The sequence below is a fragment of the Acidiphilium rubrum genome, assembly GCF_900156265.1.
GTDB lineage: Bacteria > Pseudomonadota > Alphaproteobacteria > Acetobacterales > Acetobacteraceae > Acidiphilium > Acidiphilium rubrum.
On the sequence record NZ_FTNE01000014.1, the window covers coordinates 20,019 to 43,521 of the forward strand.

At 58.1% G+C, this 23,503-nt stretch carries 25 protein-coding genes and 1 pseudogene; 21 read left to right on the top strand and 5 right to left on the bottom strand.

From position 1 onward, the window contains the following. Window positions 1-94 precede the first annotated feature (94 nt). The 10 genes and pseudogenes from metX (at window position 95) to BW994_RS20230 (ending at window position 7,747) form a co-directional block, all read left to right on the top strand. The gene (gene metX / locus BW994_RS11420) at window positions 95-1,240 is read left to right on the top strand and encodes a homoserine O-acetyltransferase MetX (RefSeq protein ID WP_029311811.1); all 1,146 of its coding nucleotides are present in this window, start codon (window positions 95-97) and stop codon (window positions 1,238-1,240) included. Between the two features lie 35 nt (window positions 1,241-1,275). Then, the gene (gene metW / locus BW994_RS11425; RefSeq protein WP_051657334.1) at window positions 1,276-1,920 is read left to right on the top strand and encodes a methionine biosynthesis protein MetW; all 645 of its coding nucleotides are present in this window, start codon (window positions 1,276-1,278) and stop codon (window positions 1,918-1,920) included. After that, window positions 1,917-2,648, top strand: a complete 732-nt coding sequence (locus tag BW994_RS11430; RefSeq protein ID WP_029311813.1) for an ABC transporter ATP-binding protein — start codon at window positions 1,917-1,919, stop codon at window positions 2,646-2,648. The genes metW and BW994_RS11430 overlap by 4 nt, the downstream gene beginning before the upstream one ends. Then, window positions 2,645-3,445, top strand: a complete 801-nt coding sequence (locus tag BW994_RS11435; protein ID WP_029311814.1) for an ABC transporter permease — start codon at window positions 2,645-2,647, stop codon at window positions 3,443-3,445. Before BW994_RS11430 ends, BW994_RS11435 begins: the two co-directional genes overlap by 4 nt. 14 nt (window positions 3,446-3,459) lie before the next feature. Then, complete coding sequence (locus BW994_RS11440) at window positions 3,460-4,086, top strand: histidine phosphatase family protein (RefSeq protein WP_029311815.1); 627 nt, start codon at window positions 3,460-3,462, stop codon at window positions 4,084-4,086. 59 nt (window positions 4,087-4,145) lie between these two features. After that, on the top strand, window positions 4,146-4,889 hold the full coding sequence (locus tag BW994_RS11445) for a lipid-binding SYLF domain-containing protein (RefSeq protein WP_081849076.1): 744 nt from the start codon (window positions 4,146-4,148) through the stop codon (window positions 4,887-4,889). A 38-nt stretch (window positions 4,890-4,927) separates the two neighbouring features. Continuing rightward, the gene (locus tag BW994_RS11450) at window positions 4,928-5,395 is read left to right on the top strand and encodes a YcgN family cysteine cluster protein (RefSeq protein ID WP_029311817.1); all 468 of its coding nucleotides are present in this window, start codon (window positions 4,928-4,930) and stop codon (window positions 5,393-5,395) included. Continuing rightward, window positions 5,392-6,102, top strand: coding sequence for a M48 family metallopeptidase (locus tag BW994_RS11455; RefSeq protein WP_029311818.1), 711 nt, complete (start codon window positions 5,392-5,394; stop codon window positions 6,100-6,102). The genes BW994_RS11450 and BW994_RS11455 overlap by 4 nt, the downstream gene beginning before the upstream one ends. 44 nt (window positions 6,103-6,146) lie before the next feature. After that, a complete protein-coding gene (locus tag BW994_RS11460; protein ID WP_029311819.1) occupies window positions 6,147-7,154 on the top strand; it encodes a zinc-binding alcohol dehydrogenase family protein in 1,008 nt (335 codons plus the stop codon). A gap of 86 nt (window positions 7,155-7,240) precedes the next feature. Next, a pseudogene (locus tag BW994_RS20230) lies at window positions 7,241-7,747 on the top strand (Maf family protein). On the opposite strand, the gene BW994_RS11470 reads toward BW994_RS20230, so the two are convergent. Beyond that, complete coding sequence (locus tag BW994_RS11470; RefSeq protein WP_076454585.1) at window positions 7,723-8,034, bottom strand: accessory factor UbiK family protein; 312 nt, start codon at window positions 8,032-8,034, stop codon at window positions 7,723-7,725. The pseudogene BW994_RS20230 and the gene BW994_RS11470 overlap by 25 nt on opposite strands. A gap of 61 nt (window positions 8,035-8,095) precedes the next feature. On the opposite strand from BW994_RS11470, the gene rfaD reads away from it, so the two are divergent. Genes rfaD through BW994_RS11495 form a run of 5 tightly spaced genes read left to right on the top strand, consistent with a single transcriptional unit; the run spans window position 8,096 to window position 12,558 of the window. Next, window positions 8,096-9,076, top strand: coding sequence for an ADP-glyceromanno-heptose 6-epimerase (gene rfaD, locus BW994_RS11475; protein WP_029311821.1), 981 nt, complete (start codon window positions 8,096-8,098; stop codon window positions 9,074-9,076). Beyond that, on the top strand, window positions 9,073-9,900 hold the full coding sequence (lgt, locus tag BW994_RS11480; RefSeq protein ID WP_029311822.1) for a prolipoprotein diacylglyceryl transferase: 828 nt from the start codon (window positions 9,073-9,075) through the stop codon (window positions 9,898-9,900). Before rfaD ends, lgt begins: the two co-directional genes overlap by 4 nt. Next, window positions 9,897-10,886: a class I SAM-dependent methyltransferase gene (locus BW994_RS11485; protein WP_245594111.1), complete on the top strand. Its 990-nt coding sequence runs from the start codon at window positions 9,897-9,899 to the stop codon at window positions 10,884-10,886. The genes lgt and BW994_RS11485 overlap by 4 nt, the downstream gene beginning before the upstream one ends. Further along, on the top strand, window positions 10,871-11,620 hold the full coding sequence (pgeF, locus tag BW994_RS11490; protein WP_029311824.1) for a peptidoglycan editing factor PgeF: 750 nt from the start codon (window positions 10,871-10,873) through the stop codon (window positions 11,618-11,620). The genes BW994_RS11485 and pgeF overlap by 16 nt, the downstream gene beginning before the upstream one ends. Further along, window positions 11,617-12,558 (top strand): hypothetical protein, encoded by a 942-nt coding sequence (locus tag BW994_RS11495; RefSeq protein WP_076454587.1) that lies wholly within the window; start codon window positions 11,617-11,619, stop codon window positions 12,556-12,558. The genes pgeF and BW994_RS11495 overlap by 4 nt, the downstream gene beginning before the upstream one ends. Here the strand turns inward: BW994_RS11495 and BW994_RS11500 are convergent. Together BW994_RS11500 and uvrC are read right to left on the bottom strand one after the other, a co-directional pair. Further along, window positions 12,464-14,794, bottom strand: coding sequence for a Hint domain-containing protein (locus BW994_RS11500; protein WP_076454589.1), 2,331 nt, complete (start codon window positions 14,792-14,794; stop codon window positions 12,464-12,466). The genes BW994_RS11495 and BW994_RS11500 overlap by 95 nt on opposite strands. A gap of 123 nt (window positions 14,795-14,917) precedes the next feature. Further along, window positions 14,918-16,783, bottom strand: coding sequence for an excinuclease ABC subunit UvrC (uvrC, locus tag BW994_RS11505; protein ID WP_029311826.1), 1,866 nt, complete (start codon window positions 16,781-16,783; stop codon window positions 14,918-14,920). A 442-nt stretch (window positions 16,784-17,225) separates the two neighbouring features. Here uvrC and BW994_RS11510 point away from each other — a divergent pair, with 442 nt between their 5' ends. The 6 genes from BW994_RS11510 to BW994_RS11535 all read left to right on the top strand — a co-directional run bounded on the left by BW994_RS11510 (window position 17,226) and on the right by BW994_RS11535 (window position 22,236). Next, the gene (locus tag BW994_RS11510) at window positions 17,226-18,614 is read left to right on the top strand and encodes a leucyl aminopeptidase family protein (RefSeq protein ID WP_029311827.1); all 1,389 of its coding nucleotides are present in this window, start codon (window positions 17,226-17,228) and stop codon (window positions 18,612-18,614) included. A 235-nt stretch (window positions 18,615-18,849) separates the two neighbouring features. Next, entirely contained in the window at window positions 18,850-19,239 is a 390-nt protein-coding gene (locus BW994_RS11515) for a MarR family transcriptional regulator (protein WP_029311828.1), read from the top strand. A gap of 38 nt (window positions 19,240-19,277) precedes the next feature. Continuing rightward, entirely contained in the window at window positions 19,278-19,892 is a 615-nt protein-coding gene (locus tag BW994_RS11520) for a LolA family protein (RefSeq protein ID WP_035228836.1), read from the top strand. Window positions 19,893-19,961: 69 nt separating this feature from the next. Next, complete coding sequence (locus tag BW994_RS11525) at window positions 19,962-20,714, top strand: gamma-glutamyl-gamma-aminobutyrate hydrolase family protein (RefSeq protein WP_029311830.1); 753 nt, start codon at window positions 19,962-19,964, stop codon at window positions 20,712-20,714. A gap of 35 nt (window positions 20,715-20,749) precedes the next feature. Continuing rightward, window positions 20,750-21,433, top strand: a complete 684-nt coding sequence (locus tag BW994_RS11530) for a fumarylacetoacetate hydrolase family protein (RefSeq protein ID WP_029311831.1) — start codon at window positions 20,750-20,752, stop codon at window positions 21,431-21,433. Then, complete coding sequence (locus BW994_RS11535; RefSeq protein WP_029311832.1) at window positions 21,430-22,236, top strand: exodeoxyribonuclease III; 807 nt, start codon at window positions 21,430-21,432, stop codon at window positions 22,234-22,236. Before BW994_RS11530 ends, BW994_RS11535 begins: the two co-directional genes overlap by 4 nt. On the opposite strand, the gene BW994_RS11540 is transcribed toward BW994_RS11535, so the two are convergent. Together BW994_RS11540 and infC are read right to left on the bottom strand one after the other, a co-directional pair. Beyond that, window positions 22,198-22,851, bottom strand: a complete 654-nt coding sequence (locus BW994_RS11540) for a phosphorylase family protein (protein ID WP_076454591.1) — start codon at window positions 22,849-22,851, stop codon at window positions 22,198-22,200. The two genes, BW994_RS11535 and BW994_RS11540, sit on opposite strands and share 39 nt — an antisense overlap. 19 nt (window positions 22,852-22,870) lie before the next feature. Beyond that, window positions 22,871-23,410: a translation initiation factor IF-3 gene (infC, locus tag BW994_RS11545; RefSeq protein WP_029311833.1), complete on the bottom strand. Its 540-nt coding sequence runs from the start codon at window positions 23,408-23,410 to the stop codon at window positions 22,871-22,873. Window positions 23,411-23,503 lie beyond the last annotated feature (93 nt).

Sequence of the window (23,503 nt, forward strand, 5' to 3'; positions counted from 1 at the left end):
TCGTGGTGGCGGACCTCTTTGATACAGGAGGCGCGGCGCACGGCAAGACCCGGTTCTTGCGACACAGGCTGGTTGAGGGCATAGCGGGCGCGCCATGGATCAAACGCCATTCCCCGAAATACCACATCGGCACGAGGCCTTCGCGGATGGATTGCTGCTCGATTGCGGCATTCGGATCGCACCACTTGCGATTGCATACCGGACCTATGGAACCCTCAACGCGGCCCGCACGAACGCCGTCCTGGTGTGCCACGCACTGACCGGCGATCAATACGTCGCCGAACCCCATCCGCTGACCGGCAAGCCCGCCTGGTGGGGCACGCTGGTCGGACCAGGCAAACCGGTGGACACCGATCGTTATTTCGTCATCTGTTCGAACGTGCTCGGCGGCTGCATGGGGTCCACCGGACCCCGCAGTGAGCGAACACCCGGCGGATCAGATGCCTGGGGCATCGAGTTTCCGCCGATCACCGTGCAGGACATGGTTCGGGCGCAGAAGAAGCTGGTGGATTCTCTCCAGATTACGCGATTGTTCGCCGTCGTCGGCGGGTCGATGGGGGGGATGCAGGTTCTGGCGTGGGCGTCGATGTTCCCGGATGCGGTGTTCGCCGCGGTACCGGTCGCCACCGCCCCCTATCATTCCGCGCAGAACATCGCGTTTCACGAAGTCGGCCGACAGGCCATCTTCGCCGATCCCGATTTTCACGATGGGTTTTATGCATCGCACGGCGTCATCCCGGCGCGCGGCCTCGCCGTCGCGCGAATGACCGCGCATATCACCTATCTCTCGGAAGCAGCGCTCACCCGCAAATTCGGTCGGCGGCTGCAAGGCGGCAATGCCAAGACCCCGGTCCTGTTCGGCGAACGGTTTGCCGTCGAGAGTTATCTCGAACACCAGGGGTCGAGCTTTGTCCGGCGCTTCGATGCCAATTCCTACCTCTGCATCACCCGCGCGATGGATTTCTTCGACCTTGCGGCCGATCACGGCGGGTCGCTGGCGACCGCGTTTCGGGGGTCCAAAACGCGGTTCCTGCTCGTCTCGTTCAGTTCGGACTGGCTGTTTCCAACCGCCGAAAGTCGCGCGATGGCGCGCGCGCTGAACCAGGCGGCCGCCAATGTCAGCTTCGTCGAAATCGTGAGTGACAAGGGCCACGATGCGTTCCTGCTCGACGAGCCCGATTTTCATCGGACTGTCGCCGGCTTCCTCACCGGTGCCGCCGAAGCCGCGGGCCTGTCGTGATCGAACCGGCGCCGGTGCGATTCGTCGCAAAGAACATGCGGGTCGACCTCGAATTGATCGCCGGCATGATCAGTCCGGGCTCGCGCGTGCTCGATATCGGCTGCGGCGACGGCATATTGATCGACCACCTGTTTCGCACCCGTCATTGCGATGCGCGCGGCATCGAGATCGATATGGCCGAAGTGACGCGCGCCGTCGCCCATGGCCTGCCGGTCATGCAGGGCGACGCCGATACCGACTTGTCGCACTACCCCGATGATGCGTTTGATTATGTCGTATTATCGCGCACCTTGCAGGCCGTCGAGCGACCTCGCGAAGTGCTGCGCCAGATGCTCCGGATCGGCACGCGCGCCATCGTCAGTTTCCCGAATTTCGGACATTGGAGTTTACGCTGGCAGCTACTCTCGACCGGCAGGATGCCCATGACCAAGGCCTGGAGCCGGATGTGGTACGAAACACCGAACATCCATCCATGCACGATCCGCGATTTCTTCGATCTTTGCGACAGGGAGGGATATCGGGTCGAACACTGGCTCGCCGCCGATGAGGCCGGCCGGCGCGCGCCCTGGCGCCGGGCGCCGCTACTCGCCAATTTGTTCGGCGAGCAGGGTTTGTTCCTGCTGCGCCACGATCAACGGGCGCATGCCAACCGGTCCGAGACCACCGATCCCGCTCGATGAGCGCCGTCATCGTGCGAGACCTGAGCAAATGTTTCGGCGCGGTGACCGCGGTGGATCGGATCAGCTTCACAGTGCCGAACGGTGCGACAATCGGTTTGCTCGGCGGCAACGGTGCCGGCAAAACGACGACGATCTCGATGCTGCTGGGAATTTTGGTGCCTGATCAAGGCTCGATCGAAGTGCTCGGTCACGACATGGCGCATGATCGCTTTGCCGCCCTCGCGCGCATGAACTACTCATCGCCCTACGTGGCGCTGCCGATGCGGCTGACGGTCGCGGAAAATCTCGCCGTATACGGCCATCTGTACAACGTGCCCGATCTCAGCACCCGGATCAGCGACCTCGCTCATGAATTCGATCTGAAATCCCTGCTGGACCGGCGGGCCGGCGCGCTGTCGGCCGGCCAGAAAACCCGGGTCGCGCTCGCCAAAGCCCTGATCAACCGCCCCGACCTGCTGCTCCTCGATGAACCGACCGCCAGCCTCGATCCTGATACGGCGGATTATGTCCGAAGCCGGCTGGAGGCCTACCGCGCCGAATCAGGTGCAGCGATCCTGCTCGCGTCCCACAACATGAGCGAGGTCGAACGATTGTGCTCCCGCGTCCTCATGATGAAACATGGTAAAATCGTCGATCGAGGCACGCCGGACGCCCTGATCGCCCGATACGGTCGCGACGATCTGGAGCAGGTTTTTGTCGCGATCGCGCGCGCGGCGACATCAGCATGAAAGCCTCGCTTCGCCGGATCTGGGGGCTGGTCTATCGCCACCTCTGTCTTTATCGCCGCTCGTGGCCGCGGATCGTCGAACTTGCGTACTGGCCCACGCTCGAACTGCTGATCTGGGGATTTACCGCCCAATTCGTGGTCCACGGCCAGGCCAGCGTAGCCCTGAAGGCCGGTGGCGCCCTGATCGGCGGGGTTCTGCTCTGGGAAGTTGCGCTTCGCGCGCAGATGGGCGTGACGATTTCATTTCTCGAAGAAATCTGGTCGCGCAATCTGGGCCACATCTTCGTAAGCCCGTTGCGCCCGAGCGAACTGGTGGCCGCGCTCCTGTGCGTGTCCGTCATGCGCACGATGATCGGATTGGCCCCGGCCGCCCTGCTCGCGGTTTTCCTCTATGCCTTCAACATCTTTTCGCTCGGACTTCCGCTGCTGCTCCTGCTGCTCAATCTGATGCTGATGGGCTGGTGGATGTCGCTCGGCGTGATCGCGCTGTTGTTTCGATACGGCGCATCGGCCGAAGCGCTCGCCTGGACGCTGGCGTTTGGCATAACGCCGCTGGCCTGCGTGTTCTATCCGGTCGCTGTTTTACCGGGATGGTTGCGGCCGATCGCGAAAATCATTCCGGCCGAACATATATTTTCCGCGATGCGCGAAATTTTATACATCAATCAAATAAATTGGGCGCAATTCCTGTGGGCTCTCGGGCTCAACGGTATTTGGATGCTGGCCGCAATCGGCATCTTCTCGCTCCAGTTTCGCGCCGCACGAACCAGCGGCGCATTGATTTCCATCGGCGAATAAGGATTTTTCAGCAGATGTCCCAAGCCAAAGCTCCAACGCGGTTCTGCCTCATTCGTCATGCCGTCGTCGCCCCTGAATATCTTCCGATCCTCTACGGGCAGATGGACGTTCCGATCTGTCCATCCCGCCTGGCCTCCGACGGTCGGCGCTACGCGGCGCTTGGCGCGGTTCTGCCAAAGCCTGCAAAATGGGTCATCACCCCACTGTCACGCACCCGAGCCACAGCCGAAGCGATCATGCGCGCAGGCTACGGCCCCGCCGAAGTGCAGGTCGAGTCCGGCATGATCGAGCAGGATTTCGGAACCTGGCAAGGCCTGCCGATGAGCGATTTTGCCAATCGCCCGACACAGCACCCGTTCTGGCCGGTGGGCGGCGAAGAAATACCGCCGGAAGGCGAGAGTTTCAAACATCTGCGCGCCAGGGTGGGCGCCACCATGGAGACTTTGGCGAAATCATACGCGGGGGAGACCGTCGTCGTCGTGTCGCACGGCGGCGCGATCCGCGCGGCTATCGCCGAAGCCCTCGGGCTGACCTCTGATCAGGCGCTGAGCCTCGCGATCGACAATCTCTCCGTATCCCGCGTCGAACGCCATGGCCACGCCTGGCGTGTGGTATCGCTGAATGAACAAATATCCATCTGAAGCAAATCACCCTGACATCGCCTATATCTGTGTGCAGTAACAAATTCCGGAGTCTTACAATGGGTCAATCGTCGGAAACGTCAGCGCAAACCACTCCCCCGCCTTATAGTTGGCGAGCGGCACACATTGGACTTTCTGCTCTTATCCTGGCTCTGCCGCTGTCTGCTTGTGCCAGCGGGTCCAGCAGTTCGAACAGCGCGCAGGAACTGGTCGACCGATCGACCCTGTCGGTCGAGACCATGCTTGGCAACGGTTCATCACAGGCCAATCAGGCAACGCAGTTTCTGCGGCGCGCCAAGGCGGTCGTGGTTTGTCCGCGGATCTTCAAAGCCGGATTTTTCATCGGCGGCGAGGGCGGCGATTGCGTCCTGGTATCCCGGGCCGCCACCGGTTCCTGGTCGGCCCCGGCGTTCTACACGATGGGAAGCGGTAGTTTTGGCTTGCAGATCGGCGTGCAGGATGCCGAAGTGATCATGATGTTGATGAACGACACCGCTCTGAATGCCTTCCTGAACAGCCAGTTCAAAATCGGTGCCGACGCAGGAATTTCCGTCGCGACGATCGGCGCCGGTGTCGGCGGCTCGACGGGGACGGCCCTTGGGGCCGACATCATCACCTTTGCCAAGTCGCGCGGCCTGTATGGCGGCATTTCGCTGTCAGGCTCGGTCTTCTCCAACGATGCGGCGTTTGATCAGCAGTATTATGGCCGAATGATCGACCCACGCCAGATCGTTGTCACGATGTCGGCCAACAATGCCGGCGCAAATCCGCTCCGCGCGATGTTGGCGAAGTTCGGCGGATAGTCATTCCCTCATGATGCGATCGGCGCTAGATTGCTGCCATGTCGCAATCGGGTGCCGGGCCGTTTTGGGTAGTCAAGAGCCTCGATCAGATGACCGAGGTGGAGTGGGAATCCCTCTGCGACGGTTGCGGCCGCTGTTGCCTGCACAAACTGCGCGACGATGAAACCGGCGAGTTGGAATTCACCAACGTCGCCTGCCGCCTCCTCGATACGCACAGCTGCGCGTGCAGTGATTACGCCAACCGTTCGCGTGAAGTGCCCGACTGTATTTCGCTGACCTCCGCCGCGCTGACGGAAATCGACTGGCTGCCACCATCCTGCGCCTACCGTCTGATCGCCGATGGCAAACCTCTGCCGGACTGGCATCCGCTCATCACCGGTGATGCCGGCAGCACCTTCAAGGCCGGTGCGTCCGTATCGGACAGGGTGATCAGCGAGGACGACGCCGGTCCCCTCGAACATCATATCGTCGACTGGCCTTGCCGTTGGCCAAAACCGCGCCAATGACGGCATTGTTGGAATCGACCGATGAGTCAGTCGTCGTCGGTGGCATACTCGCATCGATCCGGTGGCGGCGCAGCGCGCGGGCCCGTCGAATCGCCTTGAAGATCGACCCGCAACTTGGCGCCGTCGTGATCACCCTGCCCCCGAAGGGTTCACGGCGCGCCGGACTCGCCTTGCTCCGCGGCCACGAAACATGGGTCGCCGAACGGCTCGCCGCCCTGCCCGCTCCCATGATGATTGCGCCCGGCGGCACGATCCCGGTGTCCGGAACATCCCACCTCATCGTCATCGACCCGCAGCATCGCGGGGCCGCGGTGATCGCCGACTCGCAAATACGCCTCTCCGGCCAACCCGAATTCGTCGCCCGGCGCGTTCGCGATGCACTGCAAAGCCTGGCAAGCGAAAAATTCAGGCTGAGCGCCGCAGCCAAGGCAAGCCTGATCCCTGCGGCGCTCCGTCGCGTCCGGGTCAAGGACACGACATCACGATGGGGCAGTTGCACCGCCGACGGCAGCCTGATGTTCTCCTGGCGTCTGGTCATGGCCCCTGACTTCGTTCAGGATTACGTGATCGCGCACGAGGTCGCCCACCTGCGGCACATGAATCATGCGCCTGCGTTCTGGGCTCTTACCGATCGTCTGACCCCTCATCGCGCCGCCGCAACCGCTTGGCTGCATGCCTACGGTGCCGGCTTGTTGCGCGTCGGCTGATCGCAGCGCACAAAAGACCACCAATCACAGCTCTGGATCGTCCAATGAAAGCAGTCGCATTCACTCATTCGCTGCCGATCGCGGCCGAAGACGCCCTGATCGATCTCGATTTACCGAAACCGACGCCGAGGCGCTTCGATGTTCTCGTCGAGGTGAAGGCGGTCTCTGTCAACCCCGTCGATACCAAGGTCCGCCGGCGCAGCGAGCCGCTCGGCGAACCACGCATACTCGGGTTTGATGCCGCAGGCATCGTGCGGGCGGTCGGCTCGAACGTTACAAATTTTGGGATCGGAGACGAAATTTATTACGCCGGCGCCGTTGATCGCCCCGGTAGCAATGCGGAGTTTCAGGTTGTCGACGAGCGCATTGCCGCACGGAAACCGAAGACATTAACATTCGCTGAAGCTGCAGCACTTCCGCTAACCACCCTTACAGCGTGGGAAATGCTATTCGAGAGCTTTTCCATCCCTCGCGATAGAGTGCGCCGCGACACGCTTCTGATTATCGGTGGAGCGGGCGGGGTGGGATCAATGGCGATCCAACTGGCACGGCGCCTGACGGGCCTGACGGTAGTGGCCACAGCCTCAAGGACCGAAACGGCTGAATGGTGCAGTGCACTTGGCGCGCACCATGTAATCAATCATCACCACGACCTCGCAGCGCAGCTGGACACGATTCAACTTATTGCGCCTACTTATATTTTCTGCACCAATCAAGTTGAGCACCACTGGCGCGCGCTCACGGCGCTGCTTGCACCGCATGGCCGGATCGGGCTGATCGAGTCGACCACCTCGCTGGATCTAAGTGGTATTTTTAATAAATCTGCTTCAGTTCATACGGAATATATGTTTGCGCGATCGCTGCATCAGTCGGATGATATGATCGAACAGCACAACATCCTGCAGACAGTGAGCCGCCTCATTGATCAAGGCATCTTAAGAACGACGATGACGACTCCGATGGGGCAGATCAACGCGGCCAATCTGCGCCGTGCCCATGCCGCAATCGAATCCGGCTCAGCGCGCGGCAAAATTGTGCTCGAAGGTTTCTGAGTTGCGGGTCATTCTTGCAAGCGCATCGGCAATTCGCCGCGAAATTTTACAGCGTCGGGGAGTTGAGTTCAGAGCCATAGCCGCCCATCGATGAATCATCGATCAAATGCGTCGCGACCGCCAATGGCCTCTCCACTGCCGAACTCGCGCTATCGCTCGCGACCCAGAAAGCACAACAAGTATCACAACTGCGGCCAGATGCTCTCGTGAACGGCGCGGATCAGGTTCCCCACTGCGCGGATGTGCGCTTCAACAAACCGCGCGATCGGCGCGAAGCCAAATCACACCTCCAGTGATTACGCGGCCAACCCCATTTTTTGGCGCCCGCAGTTATCTGCATAACGGAAATGACAATCAGTTGGGAATGATTCGAGTCACCCACCCTGACAACACGCGAAGTGAGTGATCAGCTCATCAACCGTAACGTCAACCTGGAAGGTAACGCCGTGCTCGCCGCAGTCTGGGCCTACATGCTGGAGTCCCGCGGTGCACAGCTGTGCGATAGAATTGAAGGCAGCTACCACTCAATTCTCGGATTACCGCTGCTGCCTCTGCTCGCCTTTCTCCTTCAGGTGGGTGCACCTCCATCTTGACTGGAATCCGTCCCCGGCAACTCGATCTCGCGCGGCGGCGCCGGTACGACCTGCGCCTCCAGCGCAGCAATTCTGTCGGTTAAGTGGGCAACCTCCGAGCGCGCCGTAGCAGCGACATCTGCAATCGCGTCGAACTCATCCCGCCGGACCAAGTCGAGCATCCGGATTGTTTCATCGACTCGAGCCCTGATCAGCGCGGTCATCTCGTCGCGTAGCCCGCTGAATGCTGACAACGCACCGCCGGCAACACCAGCCAGATCATCGAAAAATTTAGGTCGCTCGGTCATTAATCGATCTCCTGTTGCTCCGGTGATGACTGATCACCGGCGACTGACTATAAGCCCGTGCATGATATTGGTCACGGGCGGCGCAGGTTTCATCGGGTCGAATCTTCATGCTGCCTTAAATCAGCGCATGACGGAGATCGTCATCGTCGATGAGCTGGGACAATCCGGAAAATGGCGGAATTTACAAAAGCACCCGCCATCCGAGGTCATTCACCCTGACGAACTGACCGACTACCTCGCCACCCATCCACCGATTGAGGCTGTAGTCCACCTCGGCGCGATCAGCGAGACCACCGCGAACGACGGTGATCTGGTTTGGCGCACCAACGTCAGGCTGAGCCAGGAGCTCTGGAACTGGTGCACCGCCCGAGGCGTCAGGTTCATTTATGCATCCTCAGCTTCCACATACGGTGACGGCTCAGCCGGCTTCGATGATTCGCAAGATATTGAAGCGCTGGAGCGGCTGCGCCCTCTCAACCTCTACGGTTGGTCGAAACACGCATTCGATCTTTGGGTCGCCCGCGAATGCGCCGCCGGACGAAACCGGCCACCGCAATGGGCCGGACTCAAGTTCTTCAATGTCTTCGGACCAAACGAATATCATAAAGGATCGATGGTGTCGGTCGTGAAGGTCAAGCACGATCAGATTCGGGCCGGCGATCCCATAACGCTGTTCCGTTCCGATCGAGTTGGCGTTGCAGACGGCGAGCAATCGCGCGATTTCATCTGGATCGACGATGTGATCGCCGGCTTGATATTTCTACTCGACCATCCCGTGGTCAATGGATTGTTCAACCTTGGGACAGGCATAGCCCGTTCCTATGTTGATCTGGCGCGCGCTGTTTGTGCTGCCCATGGTACCGAGCCGCGCATAACTTTCATCCCAATGCCTGACCGGCTGCTCGGACAATATCAATCCTTCACTCGGGCGTCGATGAAGCGTTTCCGCGCCGCAGGCTTTAACCCGATCTTCACATCTCTTGAAGACGGCATCACCTGCTACGTGAGCGATTTCCTGAACCAACCGGACCCCTATCGATGACCAACGTGTACGTCTGGCCGCATTTTGACCCGATCTTGGTCAAATTCGGTCCCTTCGCGATCCATTATTATGCCCTAGCATATATCACCGCACTGGTCGTGGGATGGCGCCTGATCAGGCGTTTGGTTCGCGAAGCGCCAGTCGTTGCGACTCACGAACAGGTTGATGATTTCCTCTCCTGGGCGACGCTTGGTGTCGTTCTCGGTGGCAGGATTGGCTATATCCTGTTTTATCAGCCTGTGTATTTTCTGGATCATCTCAATCGTACGTATGCGGTGTGGGATGGCGGGATGAGCTTTCACGGCGGTATGATCGGTGTTGCGGTAGCCATCCTGATTTACTGCCATCGCCATAGGCTGGACCCCTGGTATTTTGCGGATCGTGTTGCAGTGCCGGTTCCCATAGGCTTGTTCCTCGGCCGCATCGCGAATTTCATCAACGGCGAACTATGGGGGCGCCCGGCACCCGCCTGGTTTCCGTTTCGCATGATCTATCCGCAATCCGGGTCCAATGTCCCGCGATACCCGTCCGAGTTGATAGAAGCCACGCTGGAAGGACTGGTGCTGTTTATCGTCCTGTTCACGCTTTCCCGTATCGAAGGAATTCGCCGCCAACCAGGCTATCTGGCCGGCGTGTTTGTGATGGGCTATGGCATCGCCCGGGCCACGGCAGAGTGCTTTCGCCAACCTGACTGGTTCCTTGGCTATCTTATGTTCGGATTGACCATGGGCCAGCTTCTGTCATTGCCAATGATTATTATTGGTGCCGTAATGATCTGGCGCGCTAGGCGCGTGTCAAGCCATCATGTGACAATCGCAGCGTGACGGAAGAACGACTCGACCATTTCATGGCCCGCGCCAACGCGGCCTATTATGCAACGCACGATCCTTTCGTCGATTTTGCGACGTCGCCTGAAATATCTCAGGTGTTCGGTGAATTGATCGGCCTCTGGGCTGCACTGGCTTGGCAGACTATGGGAGCGCCGCGAGACATACTGCTGGTCGAGGCTGGTCCTGGAAACGGCACACTGATGAATGATGCCCTTCGCGCGATAGGGCGCGCAGTTCCTGCTTTTCGATCCGCGCTATCGCTGCATTTCATTGAAATATCACCCCGCCTCATATTGAACCTAAAACAAAAACATCCAGAGGCGACCTTTCATACCGATCTGACCACACTTCCCAAAGGCCCGATGATTTTTTTAGCGAATGAATTTCTCGATGCTTTGCCCATCCGCCAATTCATCCGCCGGCCTGATGGCTGGATGGAGCGCCACGTTGGCGACAGCCGATTTGTCGAGCGACCAACCGATTTCATTATGCCGGATGAGACTTATGGCACGATCTACGAACGAAGCCCGACCGCCGAAGCATTTGTCACCACTCTCGCTGACCGCCTTTTTCAGTCAACCGGTGCGGCCTTGATGATCGACTATGGACCGATGCAGAGCGGGCCGGGTGAGAGCCTCCAGGCGATCAGCAACCGGCAACCGGTTAGTCCCACCTGCGATCCAGGCTCCACGGACCTCACCGCTCACGTCGATTTCGAACGACTGGTGAACGCCATCGGCCGTACCGGGGCGAAAGCCTGGGGCCCGGTCGCCCAGGGCCATTTCCTAACCACCCTGGGAATCCATGAAAGAACCAATCAATTGGGCCGGCATGCACCAATGGAACAAACGCTGAACCTTATCGCGGCGTCGCAGCGTCTAACCGCACCAGAAGCGATGGGCAGTCTGTTTAAGGCGATCGCGATTAGCCATCCTTCTATTCAACATCTTGCAGGATTTTCATCATGGTCAGAATGTTGACGGGCGATATGATGGTTCCTCATGGTTTTTTTACCCGTGAAGGCGGCGTATCGACCGGAGCCTACCAAAGTCTCAACTGCGGCATGTCGGGACAGGATGCCCCAGTTCACGTCATCGAGAACCGCGCCCGCGCCGCGTGGGCAATCGGTGCCGATCCATCGTGCCTGGTTGGACTGAAGCAAGTGCACGGTACACATGTCATAATCGTAACCAAAGGTTGGGCGGCCGGCGATGGTCCAGTCGCGGACGCAATGGTCACCGACCGCGCTGGCATTGCGCTCGGCGTGATCACTGCCGACTGTGCACCGGTGCTCTTGTCCGACTCTACAAATCGCATCGTTGGCGCGGCTCATGCGGGTTGGCGGGGCGCCGCTGCCGGCGTGCTTGAAGCTACGGTAGCAGCCATGCAAGCCTTGGGCGCGGAGACGATCTCAGCGGTCATTGGTCCCTGTATCCAGCGCGACAGTTATGAGGTTGGCGCCGATCTCCACAACGCGATCGTTTCACGCGAACCCGCACATATCTGTTTTTTCAGTCAGACCAGCGAGGATCACTGGCAGTTTGATCTATCCGGCTACGCAGCCAAACGTCTGGCATTGATCGGTATCAGGACTTCGATCATACCGCACGATACTTACGCCGAAGAGGATCTGTTCTTTTCACATCGCCGTCGCACTAAACGTGCCGAAGGTGTCGGCGGACACCAAATTTCCATCATTCGGAACCAGGCATGAATCGCTACCTCTTTCTCCTTGTGCCGGCACTCCTTGTCGGTTGTGGCACGCTGCCACAGCCCTTTCTTGGGCGCCCAGGTCGCGAAGGTGCCGTTTTATCGGTACCGCCGCCTCCAGTCCTCATCATCCCGCCGCCGCATGACGCGTTGCTGGGCAACTCGGCATCCCACCTTTACGCCAACGATCTAGCCAAAGCGCTAGTGGCCGAAGACGTTCCCAGCATAATGCGCCCTGCTGGCAAGTTCGACTGGCGCCTGATCGCTCGCGCCAAACTTTCCGGCGATCAGGTTATCCCCACGTTCACCATCATGGGGCCAACCGGCAAAGTCTATGGCCAATCCACTGGCGCGGCCGTGTCCGGTCAAGCATGGTCGGACGGAAATGCTGCAACACTCAACGCCGCAGCCACATCGGCCGCGCCTGATCTGGCGCAGCAACTGGGAACCATCAATGCGAGTGTGCAGCAAAGCAACCCCCGATCGCTCGAAAATCGTCCGGCCCGCGCGCTGCTCGCTCAAGTGTCAGGCGCGCCAGGCGACGGCGATCACGCCCTCGCACTTGATGTCCGGCGAGACCTTGCACAACTGGGCGTCGTCCTCGTTGAGCACAAACAGGATGCCGATTTCATCATTTCCGGCGTCGTCAAGGTATCGCCAAGCCCTCATCAATCAGCGGTTTCAGAGTCCGATATCGTCGAACTGGACTGGCTCGTCCACAGCCAGAGCGGTGCATTTATCGGCAAGGTCAGTCAGTTGCACGATCTCGCTCCTGCTCAGGTGGCACCGTACTGGGGCGACGTCGCAGTCGCGGCTGCTCAGCAGGCCGCTCTAGGAATTAAGCAGGTTATTGTGAATGCAATTCCAAAGCGCGCAGTCGTCCCTTTGGCTGCGGCAACGTCAGGGGAGTCTGCCAAACCGGTGAGACCGCCTGCACCCTGAAGGCAATCTCCCGCGCGCCCGAGGCATCAAAAACCGCCGCACCATCGGTCCAGCGAAACCAACGGCGACCGCGGAGCTCCGGCATGTGAAAGCCTGACATGAAGCGTGTATCGCCTGCATCAACCAGCCTGCCGTCCACCGTAACATCCGTAATGGCTACCCCCAGACGACGACAATCCAGCGACGCCGGATCGAGATCGGCAGGCCGTGATGATGTTGAATTGACTGCGAAGCGATGTGTCTCAATCGGAAGGCGAAAAATCCATTGTCCGTTATCCGCACCTTTTGCAGTAAGGAGACGACCATCGGCGAACACATCAAATCGCCCCGCAACCGGGTGAACACCCCGTTCGCATAGACGCTCATGTAAATGCAGCCGGACTGCGGTCAAATCAGCCCCTTCGGAGACCAAGGGAGCGAAGGCTCGCTCACGATCCCAATGCGGTGCCGCAAAATCCGCATGGAGCGATACCAGCCCTTTTGACCCCACAAAATTATGTCGGTTGCCGCAGTCCAGGTAGGTTTCAACGGGGAGCGTTTCCGCCCAGACCACGCTATGCTCCATCAGTTCAATGTGATGGTATATCACCTCCGGCACATCGATCTGCCTGATCGAAATGCCATTGATCAAATGCTTGGCTGCGATAAGCAACCCTGCACAATAAATTGCGTGATCTGGCGACACGTATAAATCCCGCGATGGCACACCGGGTCCGAACGCGCTCCGCTCGATCACGATCGGCAGTACCATTTCTGGGTTTGGGTGGCGATCGCAATCGACCCATCGCTGACCAACCCATATCAACGGTCTAGCTCGACCATCGTGGGTAACGACAGTATCGCCCGTTCGAAGATCTTCGACTGCACGGGGGCCGTCTGGCGTTAGAATCTGTGTTCCTGCGCGGAAGCAAGGGGGAGCGACGATTTCATACGCCGCCGTCACCGACGAAACTGGCCCCATCGACACCAGAGCAAGCGTGCCAGGATCTGTCGCAAACGTGATTGTTGATGAGGATAGACCGCCAGCAGTCCACGTGAAAAGGTTGCCCGATTGGTGTGAGGTTACGGTCTCGTTCACGCCGAAGCCCGTGATCTCAATCGTATCGCCGGAGGTAAAGCTCGCGATCTCACCGGAAAAACTGTGACTATCCGTGAGCAGCAAAGCAGATTGTCCACCCTGGAAATCAACCACTTGACCTGCTCCGACCACGTTACCAAGCGCCACCGTGCCGCCAGATAGATCGATGGTGCCGGTTCCGGACATGGAAGAAGTGATTGACAGCGAGTCCCCGTTCCTCTCGATCAATGTTCCGTTGTTATCAAATAAAGCCTGGCCGGCCATGTCCGAAGTGCCCGCGAACTCCCACGCGGCACCGTTGCTCAGCGAAATTGTCGGAAACAATGAAACCTCGTGGCCGAGATTCGCTATTGTCCCAACCGATGTTCCTCCGAAAATCAGATTCGCAGAACCTCCACCGTTCGCAAATCCATTAAGGACCGCACCAGGCAGCAAGGTCAAAGAATCGGCGATAACCCCTTTTGCAAACGAAACAGCCTCTCCGCCAGCGCCCGTAATCGTGCCTCCATCGATAATAGTTACATCATTCTGACCCGCTCCTACAACGACGCCTACCTGTCCAGTATCAACACCAAAATTTGAAAAGTTTGAATAGTCGCCAACATTAATCCCAATGCTGCCCCCGGAGACGACGCCGGTCGATGTGTTGGTGAACGACCCCAGAGCTACCCAAACGCCGATGCCCCCGCCCGCGGACGTATTCCCGCTGCTTATCACCCCGTCATTGACCATAGTTGACGTTGCTGGTCCGTCACCCGAAAACTTTACACCCTCCAGCGCAGCCAAGCCTCCGCTGATCGTGGCTCCCATCAGATTATCAACGATTAGCTGCCCTTGATTAACCGCAATACCGGCCTTACCGCCATGAATATAGCCGCTGTTCAAGAGGGTCAGTGGCGCTGAAGTCGATGTGATGCCGTAGGCGTTTACGCCGATAACGATTCCCGAGTTATCGATGAAACCGCCGCCCTTAAGAAATATTCCTTCTCCGCTCGTTGCGGATATGGTACCACCATTATCGACGGTCCAATTTGTCGCTGCAAAAATCCCATCACCAGCGCTAGCTGAAACGTCGCCTGAGACGGTAAGCGGATTTCCGTAAGTCGGCGAAACTAGAGTGATACCGTGATCGACAGTTGCGTTGAGCGTTCCGGACATCTAATCCCCCAATCGTTACGAACGGACAATTCGCAACCTGAGGATGTATTTGACATTAAATCTTAAGTTGTGTCACGCAAAATCTTTGTCAATACTTAGTATTTATTAATAGATAAATCTATATTATTCAACGCTTGCTCCTATGTTAAAGTGCGCATAGATCAGCTTGGCTATTGCCTTATTAATACCTGAAACAGCCTCTAGATCGCGAAGGCCAGCCTGCTTGACTCCACGAGCAGATCCAAAGTGATTGAGTAATGCCCGCTTTCGCGCCGCCCCCACACCTTCAATTTCATCAAGCTCACTCGTTGTGATTTTCTTACTCCGGCCGGCGCGGTGGGTCGTGATGGCAAAGCGATGTGCTTCATCCCGCAACCGCTGCAAGAAATATAAAACCGGATCTCGCGCCGGCAGTTGGAAAGGCGGCCGGTCTTTCTGATAAAACCATTCGCGGCCGGCATCCCGGTCGGGTCCTTTGGCAATGGCGACCAATCGCACATCGCGAATGCCTAAATCATCAAAGACCGCCTGCGCGGCCGACAACTGCCCGATGCCACCGTCGATCAACACAAGGTCCGGCCAAGTCCCATTGGTACGATCTGGATCTTCCGCCATAATCCGCGAGAAGCGTCGTGTCAGAACTTCACGCATCATGGCAAAATCATCGCCGGGCGTAATCGGTCCCTTTATCGCGAATTTTCGATAGGCAGATTTCACAAATCCATCTGCCCCTGAGACGACCATTACGCCATAGGCGCTGGTGCCCATGATGTGCGAGTTGTCATAGACCTCGATACGGGTAAGCTGTTGATCTAGGCCAAACAATGCCGCGGTAGCAGCCAGGAGCTTTTCCTGACCAGCGGACTCCGCAAGTTTGCGCTCCATCGCTTCACGCGCATTCGTCTCCGCGTGAAGAACAACGTCGCGCTTCTCGCCACGCTGCGGCACCGCTATCTCGACTTTGCGATCAGCCCGCAACGTCAAAGCCTCGGCGAGCAAGTCGACTTCAAACACCGATTCGTTAAGCAAAATCAGTGGCGGCGGTGTTTTATCGTCATAGAACTGGGCGATGAATGCCGCGAGCACGTCGGCCGCGCCCTCACCCCTGGCTTGCGACGGAAAGAAGCTGCGATTGCCGTTGTTTCGTCCCCCGCGAATAAAAAATACCTGAACGCAGAACTGTCCGGCCGCTTGGTATATTGCAATCACATCAGCATTCGCGATGCTTTCAGGATTGATAACATCAGAACCCTGGATGTGGGTAAGGCCGCGGATGCGGTCGCGAATCGCTGCGGCGCGCTCGAACGCCAGCGCCGCGGAAGCAGCCTCCATTTCCGCGGCCAGATCTCGTTGCACGGTACCCGCCTTACCCGAGAGAAATGCTCTGGCCTGATTGACCGTCACGCCGTATTCGCTGGGCGATATTCGGCCAACACAAGGTGCCGAGCAACGCTTGATTTGATGCAGTAGGCAAGGACGCGACCGGTTGGCAAAAACCGTATCGGCACACGTCCTTAACAAAAACACTCGCTGCAATGCCTGAATGGTCTGATTTACCGACCAGGCAGACGCAAACGGCCCCCAGTAATCACCTTTGCGGGTTTGCGCGCCACGATGCTTGGTCAGCTGAGGAAACGCACCGTCCGCAGTAATCATAAGCCAAGGATATGACTTGTCGTCACGCAACAAGATGTTGTAGCGGGGCTTCAGCCGCTTGATCAGGTTGGCCTCAAGCAGCAGGGCCTCGGCCTCAGTGTGCGTTGTGACAACCTCGACCCCGACGGTCTCTGCGACCATTCGCCGAAGGCGCTCCGGCAGTCGATACGGTTGCGTATAAGCGATTACGCGCTTTTTCAGGCTTCGCGCCTTCCCGACGTAAAGTGCGTTTCCGCCTGCATCAAGCATCCGATAAACACCTGGCCCAGCGGGCAGCGTCGACAACGCAGACAAAATGACCTCGACTCCCGCCTTCGTGATAGTTTCCGTCACGCGACAGTCCACCAAGTTATCGATGCTTGTTTGTTGTGGATAACTCTGTGCGTAACTGAAACCCAACCTTGTACGGGCACGCGTTTCAAGACTCGCCTCCAATCCACCAATATTTTAGCAAAATGGTCACAACATATTGAATCATATGGTATTTCATCCCTCATATATGACACTGGCGTTACATACCTGTGAGCTAGCGGCCTGATTTTGTGCGATATTTTATCTGGTGGACAACTTTTTTCCTAACGCTTGAGGAAGCGCCCCAATTCGGCCACTCGCCGTCCCTGAAAGCACGGTCCATTTCCGTCATCCCCGGTGTTTAACCACAATTTTTTGGCCTACCGATCTGGCGCCCGGTTGAAAGGCGTGATCGGTGCCAGTCGACACGCTTTCGCTTGGAGCGCTAAACGCTATGAGTTCCCTGACACAAAAGAGGCAATACATGAACGCTTCAACCATCGCTGTCGAAACCATAAGTCCGGAACCAGCAGTGTTGCCCATATATCCCCTGCGTCCGTCCGAACTGCAAGATTTCCTCAAAACCTGCGATGGTCCCACCGCGGCGTTTATCACAGCGCAAGGCTTCACTGGCCAGGAGCGGAGGATTGTTCTGATACCTGGTCAAAACGGCATCGCCTGTGCCCTGCTTGGACTTGGAGACGATCACACGCATTTCACGTTCGGGATATTGAGCGAGGCCTTACCGTCCAACACGCGGTGGGGTTTGGTGTCCGGGAGTTACGACTCCGAGCAAGCCTTCCTGGCCATCGAACGAGGTGCGTATCGGTATAATCGTTTCAAACCACAGACACCAGGATTGGCGCACATCGTTATCCCCAACTCGCGTTCCAGGTCATCTGTTTTGGCAAAAGCGATCTATGAAGCACGTGACTTGATTAACGCGCCTGCTAACATATTGGGCCCTGCGGAATTAGCAGACGCCGGCGCTAACCTTGCATCGCGCTTTAACGCCAAAATCGAGCGATTTACCGGTGATGCTTTAAACGATGGCTACCCGGCGTTGGCCGCCGTGGGCGCTGGATCGTCTCGGCAGTCGCAAATGTTACGATTTCAGTGGGGCGACAACAAGGACCTGCCGTTGATCTCGCTTTGCGGTAAAGGCGTCTGCTTTGATACCGGCGGGTACGACATCAAGCCAAGCGGCGCGATGCTTCGCATGAAAAAGGATATGGGGGGCGCCGCCATTGCACTCGGCGTCGCTCAGGCCGTGATGGCGCTGAACCTGCAGGTCCGCCTTGATGTCCGGATCGGTTGCGTAGAAAACAGCATATCCGGACACGCAATGCGGCCGCTCGACGTCCTAAAAACGCGCGCCGGGCTGATGGTCGAGGTCGGCAACACGGACGCGGAAGGCCGCCTGGTGCTCGCAGATTTATTAACTGATGCCGCTGCCGCCAAACCCGACTGGCTGATCGATTTCGCGACCCTTACCGGTGCCGCTCGCGTTGCTCTTGGCCCGGATATCCCCGCCCTGTTTTCCAACAGTGATCGTCTCGCCAACGCCCTGCTTGCGGGCGGCAACGCAGCACACGACCCGCTTTGGCGCCTTCCCCTTTGGTCCGGCTATGATTCGTGGCTCGACAGCAGCATCGCCGATTGCAACACGGTGGGTGCCAAACCGATGGCCGGTGCGATCGTTGCGGCCCTATTCCTCAACCGCTTTGTACCGAGGGATGTGTCGTGGGCACATATCGACACTTACGCATGGAACGACCAGAACCGGCCCGCGCGGCCAGAAGGCGGCGAAGCTCAATCACTTTTAGCAACGGTCTCGGCGATTGAACGCCTCGGCGAAAAGGGCCGCGATTGAATTATGCCAAAATCACGGCATGCGGCCTTGCAACGGTGTTGCAATGTTTTCATGTTTCGGTGTCTTGTTCTACCCTGTGAAGTCTCATAACTGTTGCAGGATCGATCGTTGTTGACCCGGCATGACGTCTTAATGCTCGGTGGTTAAGAAATGATCTTACGATACCATACGGTATGAGGCCGGTGAGCGGTCTTCGGAAATTTCCGCCGTTCGCAAATGAAGAGGAGTTTAACTCATGGCAGCACAAATGACGTCAGATGACCTTGTTGGGGTCCTGCGCGATACGGTCGTCGCGTTGGTGAGGCGCGACGGCGTCGACCTCTCCGCGCGGCAACTTGGTGTCTTCCTAACATGCTATCTCAACGAAGGAGCGCACACCGTTCGCGGCCTGGCCCAGCAACTCAACGTGTCGAAACCGGCAATCACACGCGCCCTCGATCGCCTCTCCGACCTCGACTTGGCGCGCCGCAAAGTAGACCCCGCTGATCGTCGCAGCGTCCTGGTGCAACGCACAACGAAAGGGTCGGCATTTCTCAGGGAAATCCGCTCGGTCATGGGTGAGTTGATCGCGGCCGGCCGTGCGCCCGTCGATGTGGCACCACGCCGGTCTGCGGTAGCTGGTTGAGTTCGAATGGTCATCATTACGGTGCAATTTTGACGACCATGTTGCGAATCGCGTTCGTCGCACTGGGCCTCGTGTTGGGCGCGGGTCCAGTGTATTCGGCAGCCACGCCGACGCCTTCTGGCGCAAATAGCGCTGTATTGACCAAGGTCGCCGACTATCTGAATGGCTTGAAAACGATAACTGCGAAATTTATGCAAGTCGGACCCGATGGCTCTGTTCGCACCGGTCAGGCGATTGTCCAACGGCCCGGAAAGATGCGGTTTCAGTATGACAAGCCGAATGCTCAGTTGCTTGTCGCGGGATTCGGGCTGCTCGTCTACCACGATCCGCAACTCGATCAAACGACAAATATCCCGCTTGCCTCCACCCCACTCGGGATCCTGCTCGATAAGACCGTTCGCTTGTCCGGTAAGGTGACGGTGACGAAAGTATCGCAGCCACCGGGTGAGGTGCAGGTAAGTCTGATCAGAACCGGCAAAGCACAGCAGGGTCATATCACGCTGATATTCTCCACCGACCCGATGGAACTGCGTCAATGGCGCGTCACCGATACTCAGGGCCAACTAACCCAGGTTACTCTCTACGATCTGCATTCCGCCAAGCCGTTCCCAAATAAAGACTTTGAATATATTCAAGGCATCACACCAAACTAGCATGTGGCGCATTCCTGACTGCCGCGGTGTGGGTGGTGACACGCCGCGTGAAATTTGGGAGTAGTCAGCATGGCTGTCAGGTATCCAAAACTGATTGGTATTTCTTGTTGTCAGAAGGCCTTCGGGGTTTTCGGGATGGTCAATCATGCTGCGTCCGATACGTATGTCCGCGCTGTGGATCAGGTGGTTGGCGCGGTACCGATCTTGATTCCCGCGAATGGAAAATGCGCCGACGTGTCGACCCTGCTCGACCGGCTGGATGGTCTTATCCTGACCGGTAGCCGCAGCAACGTAGCGGCAGAGTTCTACGGCGGGCCACCGCAGATCTCCGATGACGCTCCGGAGGATCCCGCCCGCGATCAGGTCACGTTGCCGCTCGTTCGCGGCGCGATCGAGCGCGGCCTCCCGGTGTTAGCAATTTGCCGCGGTTTGCAAGAGTTAAACGTCGCTCTGGGGGGTACCCTGCATCAGCGCCTGCAAGAAATGCCGGGCAAAATAGATCATTCTACGCCCATGCAGGCGCATGGGCCTGTTCGCGTCGGAAAAGCACATTTTATCGCAATCAGACCAGGAGGTGTGCTCGATACTATCGTCCAAAGCACGCGTCTGGCCGTCAACTCGCTGCACAATCAGGGCATTCAACGGATGGCGCGGGGATTGCTCGTAGAGGCTCGCGCGATCGATGGCACGATCGAGGCAATTTCGGGAACCGGCCGAGGGTACCTGCTCGGCGTACAATGGCACCCGGAGTACGACTTTGATCGCGATATCGCCTCGCAACGTGTTTTTGAGAGCTTTGGTGCCGCGGTACGGGGTGTTTAAGGCACGCACCAGAACAATATTTCGGGGGATTTTACATGTCGGACTGGGTTATCGATCCAAGCGCATTGCCGAGCGTCCCTGTCGCCGGCGGCGGCAAGTTTCCGGTGCGGCGGATTTTTTGTGTTGGGCGTAACTATGCCGCACACGCGCGCGAGATGGGCGCAGACCCCGACCGCGAGCCTCCATTCTTTTTTTCCAAACCAGCCGACGCGGTTATTTCGTCCGATCACGTGCCATTTCCAACTGCAACACGGTCGCTGCATTTCGAGATGGAACTGGTGGTCGCAATCGGGCGAGCGGGCGAAGCCATCGCGGCAAGTGAAGCACTTGGCCACGTTTACGGCTATGCCGCCGGGGTTGATCTGACACGGCGCGACCTGCAGGACGAGGCTAAATCGCTAAGACGCCCTTGGGATATGAGCAAGGGCTTTGATGCATCGGCTCCAATCGGCCTGATCTCGCCCGCTGCGACGGCCGGACACCCGTCGCGTGGTCAGATCACGCTGTCGGTTGATGGCGTCACCAAACAAACCGGCGATCTCGCCGACATGATCTGGCCAGTGCCAGACATTATCGTCTTTTTATCCAATCTGGTTGCGCTGATGCCCGGCGATCTGATTTTTACCGGCACGCCGGACGGTGTCGGCGCTGTTGAGCGCGGCAGTCGTATTCATGGATCCGTCGAAGGTGTCGGCGCGGTATCGTTCGAACTGGTATGACCAAGACGCTGACCGTTGCAACCTGGAACATTAACTCGGTCCGTTTGCGGCAGGACCTGCTTACGACGCTGATGACCGATGGCGCGCCGGATATTTTGTGTCTCCAGGAAACCAAGGCACCGGATCCCCTGTTCCCTTCCGATCTGGGTAGCCGACTGGGACTACCCCACGTCCTGACGCGCGGGATGAAAGGGTATAACGGCGTCGCCATTCTATCGCGGCTCGAACTGCAACTCATCGAGGCAATGCCAGATTGGTGTGGCAAATCCGATTGCCGCCACATAGCCGCCAATGCACTCACCGGCGATCATCCGATAACGGTCCACAATTTCTACATACCCGCCGGCGGTGACATCCCCGACCGGGAGGCAAATCCAAAATACGGGCACAAACTCGATTTCATCGCAGAGGCGAAAGCACATTTCGCGTCCAACCCACCTATGCGGACCGTTCTTGTGGGCGATCTGAATATCGCACCGCTTGAGAATGACGTGTGGAACCACAGACAACTTCTTGGCGTCGTCAGCCACACACCCGCGGAAACCTCCGGCCTCGACGAATGGCGTGAGCAGGGTTTCATCGACGCAATCCGCTACTTTGTGCCACACGACCAGAAACTTTACACATGGTGGTCGTACCGCAACCGCGACTGGCGCGCTTCGAACCGAGGTCGGAGACTTGATCACATCTGGGTGTCGCGCGATCTCGAGACATGCTTGTCCCGCCACCGCATTCTGAGTGACGCACGCGACTGGCCGCGCGGCTCAGATCACGTCCCCGTCGTCCTCACGCTGGCAATATAGAGCAGCTTGCCGTGACAAGGTACGCCTGGCTGCCGACGCATCGCGGGCCAATCGGATCAGGTCCACGATTTGTCCTGGACGACGCATAACGCTGGCGATCACGCGGGAGATCACAATCCGCCCTCGATCGTCCAATGCCACAAGGCTGGCCGGCGGCAACGCCCGATCAGCAGGATCGGCGATTGCACGCATCGCAGCAAAAGGTATCTGGCGAAGTGCGGCGACTCGCGCCACACCGACTGACTCAAGGTCCACCGCAGCCGCGGCGGTCGTTTCGTATAGTACGGCTTTCTCAGCGCTTGTTATGGCAACGGCATCCGCGCCGGTCAGTCGCTCGACCGTCGCTCCGCCCATATGGCGTACGAGTTCCGGGTCGCAGCGATAGCGTGTCTGTCCCGATACGATCCAGTTCGGAATCAGAAGTGAGCCCGGTCGCAAGCCAGGATCAAGCCCGCCTGCCAGTCCGAAACTGACAAGAATCGTCGCCCCGCGCGCGATAGCCCGTAGGGCCGCCTGCTGAGCACCCCCGGGTGTGCCGCCGCCGGCTTCGACCAACACATTAAACCTGGTAAGCAACCGCGCCTCGGCGCTTAGCCCGGTGACAAAGCCGATCAAACGACGAAACCCAGTCGCTTCACTTCGGACTGAGAACCATCACCATCTGGCGATTCTCCATCTTCGGCATCTGCTCAACCTTGGTTTCGGTTTCCATGTCGATCTTGATTCGCTCCAGAACCTTCACGCCAAGCTCCTGATGGGCCATCTCGCGACCACGGAACCGCAATGTAACCTTGACCTTGTCGCCCTCGCCGATAAAGCTTTTCATCGCTCGCAACTTCACCTGATAGTCGTTTTCATCGATGTTCGGGCGGACCTTGATCTCCTTGATCTCGATGACTTTCTGCTTCTTACGCGCCTCATTTTTCTTTTTTTGCTGCTCGTATTTGAACTTGCCATAATCGAGCAATTTGCAGACCGGTGGATCGGCATTCGGGCTGATCTCGACCAGATCGAGCCCCACTTCCGTGGCGCGACGCTGGGCTTCCCGGGTTGTCAAAACACCCATCATTTCGCCGTCCTGGTCGATCAATCGAACCTGGGGCACACGGATATCTTCATTGACGCGCGGCCCTTCGCGGCTTGGCGGGGTCGGCGGAGCAGGTAGTCTGGCTATGTCGGTCTCCTGTCGTGGTGACGAAATAAATTTGTCTTATGATGCCTCTAGACGATATCGGTCGATTGAAGCAACAGAACAAGGCACGCATCG

Coding starts and splice junctions, on each gene's coding strand:
- metX (WP_029311811.1), top strand. CDS start 95: ATGGATCAAACGCCATTCCCCGAAATACCACATCGGCACGAGGCCTTC.
- metW (WP_051657334.1), top strand. CDS start 1,276: ATGCGGGTCGACCTCGAATTGATCGCCGGCATGATCAGTCCGGGCTCG.
- BW994_RS11430 (WP_029311813.1), top strand. CDS start 1,917: ATGAGCGCCGTCATCGTGCGAGACCTGAGCAAATGTTTCGGCGCGGTG.
- BW994_RS11435 (WP_029311814.1), top strand. CDS start 2,645: ATGAAAGCCTCGCTTCGCCGGATCTGGGGGCTGGTCTATCGCCACCTC.
- BW994_RS11440 (WP_029311815.1), top strand. CDS start 3,460: ATGTCCCAAGCCAAAGCTCCAACGCGGTTCTGCCTCATTCGTCATGCC.
- BW994_RS11445 (WP_081849076.1), top strand. CDS start 4,146: ATGGGTCAATCGTCGGAAACGTCAGCGCAAACCACTCCCCCGCCTTAT.
- BW994_RS11450 (WP_029311817.1), top strand. CDS start 4,928: ATGTCGCAATCGGGTGCCGGGCCGTTTTGGGTAGTCAAGAGCCTCGAT.
- BW994_RS11455 (WP_029311818.1), top strand. CDS start 5,392: ATGACGGCATTGTTGGAATCGACCGATGAGTCAGTCGTCGTCGGTGGC.
- BW994_RS11460 (WP_029311819.1), top strand. CDS start 6,147: ATGAAAGCAGTCGCATTCACTCATTCGCTGCCGATCGCGGCCGAAGAC.
- BW994_RS11470 (WP_076454585.1), bottom strand. CDS start 8,034: ATGACCGAGCGACCTAAATTTTTCGATGATCTGGCTGGTGTTGCCGGC.
- rfaD (WP_029311821.1), top strand. CDS start 8,096: ATGATATTGGTCACGGGCGGCGCAGGTTTCATCGGGTCGAATCTTCAT.
- lgt (WP_029311822.1), top strand. CDS start 9,073: ATGACCAACGTGTACGTCTGGCCGCATTTTGACCCGATCTTGGTCAAA.
- pgeF (WP_029311824.1), top strand. CDS start 10,871: ATGGTCAGAATGTTGACGGGCGATATGATGGTTCCTCATGGTTTTTTT.
- BW994_RS11495 (WP_076454587.1), top strand. CDS start 11,617: ATGAATCGCTACCTCTTTCTCCTTGTGCCGGCACTCCTTGTCGGTTGT.
- BW994_RS11500 (WP_076454589.1), bottom strand. CDS start 14,794: ATGTCCGGAACGCTCAACGCAACTGTCGATCACGGTATCACTCTAGTT.
- BW994_RS11510 (WP_029311827.1), top strand. CDS start 17,226: ATGAACGCTTCAACCATCGCTGTCGAAACCATAAGTCCGGAACCAGCA.
- BW994_RS11515 (WP_029311828.1), top strand. CDS start 18,850: ATGGCAGCACAAATGACGTCAGATGACCTTGTTGGGGTCCTGCGCGAT.
- BW994_RS11520 (WP_035228836.1), top strand. CDS start 19,278: ATGTTGCGAATCGCGTTCGTCGCACTGGGCCTCGTGTTGGGCGCGGGT.
- BW994_RS11525 (WP_029311830.1), top strand. CDS start 19,962: ATGGCTGTCAGGTATCCAAAACTGATTGGTATTTCTTGTTGTCAGAAG.
- BW994_RS11530 (WP_029311831.1), top strand. CDS start 20,750: ATGTCGGACTGGGTTATCGATCCAAGCGCATTGCCGAGCGTCCCTGTC.
- BW994_RS11535 (WP_029311832.1), top strand. CDS start 21,430: ATGACCAAGACGCTGACCGTTGCAACCTGGAACATTAACTCGGTCCGT.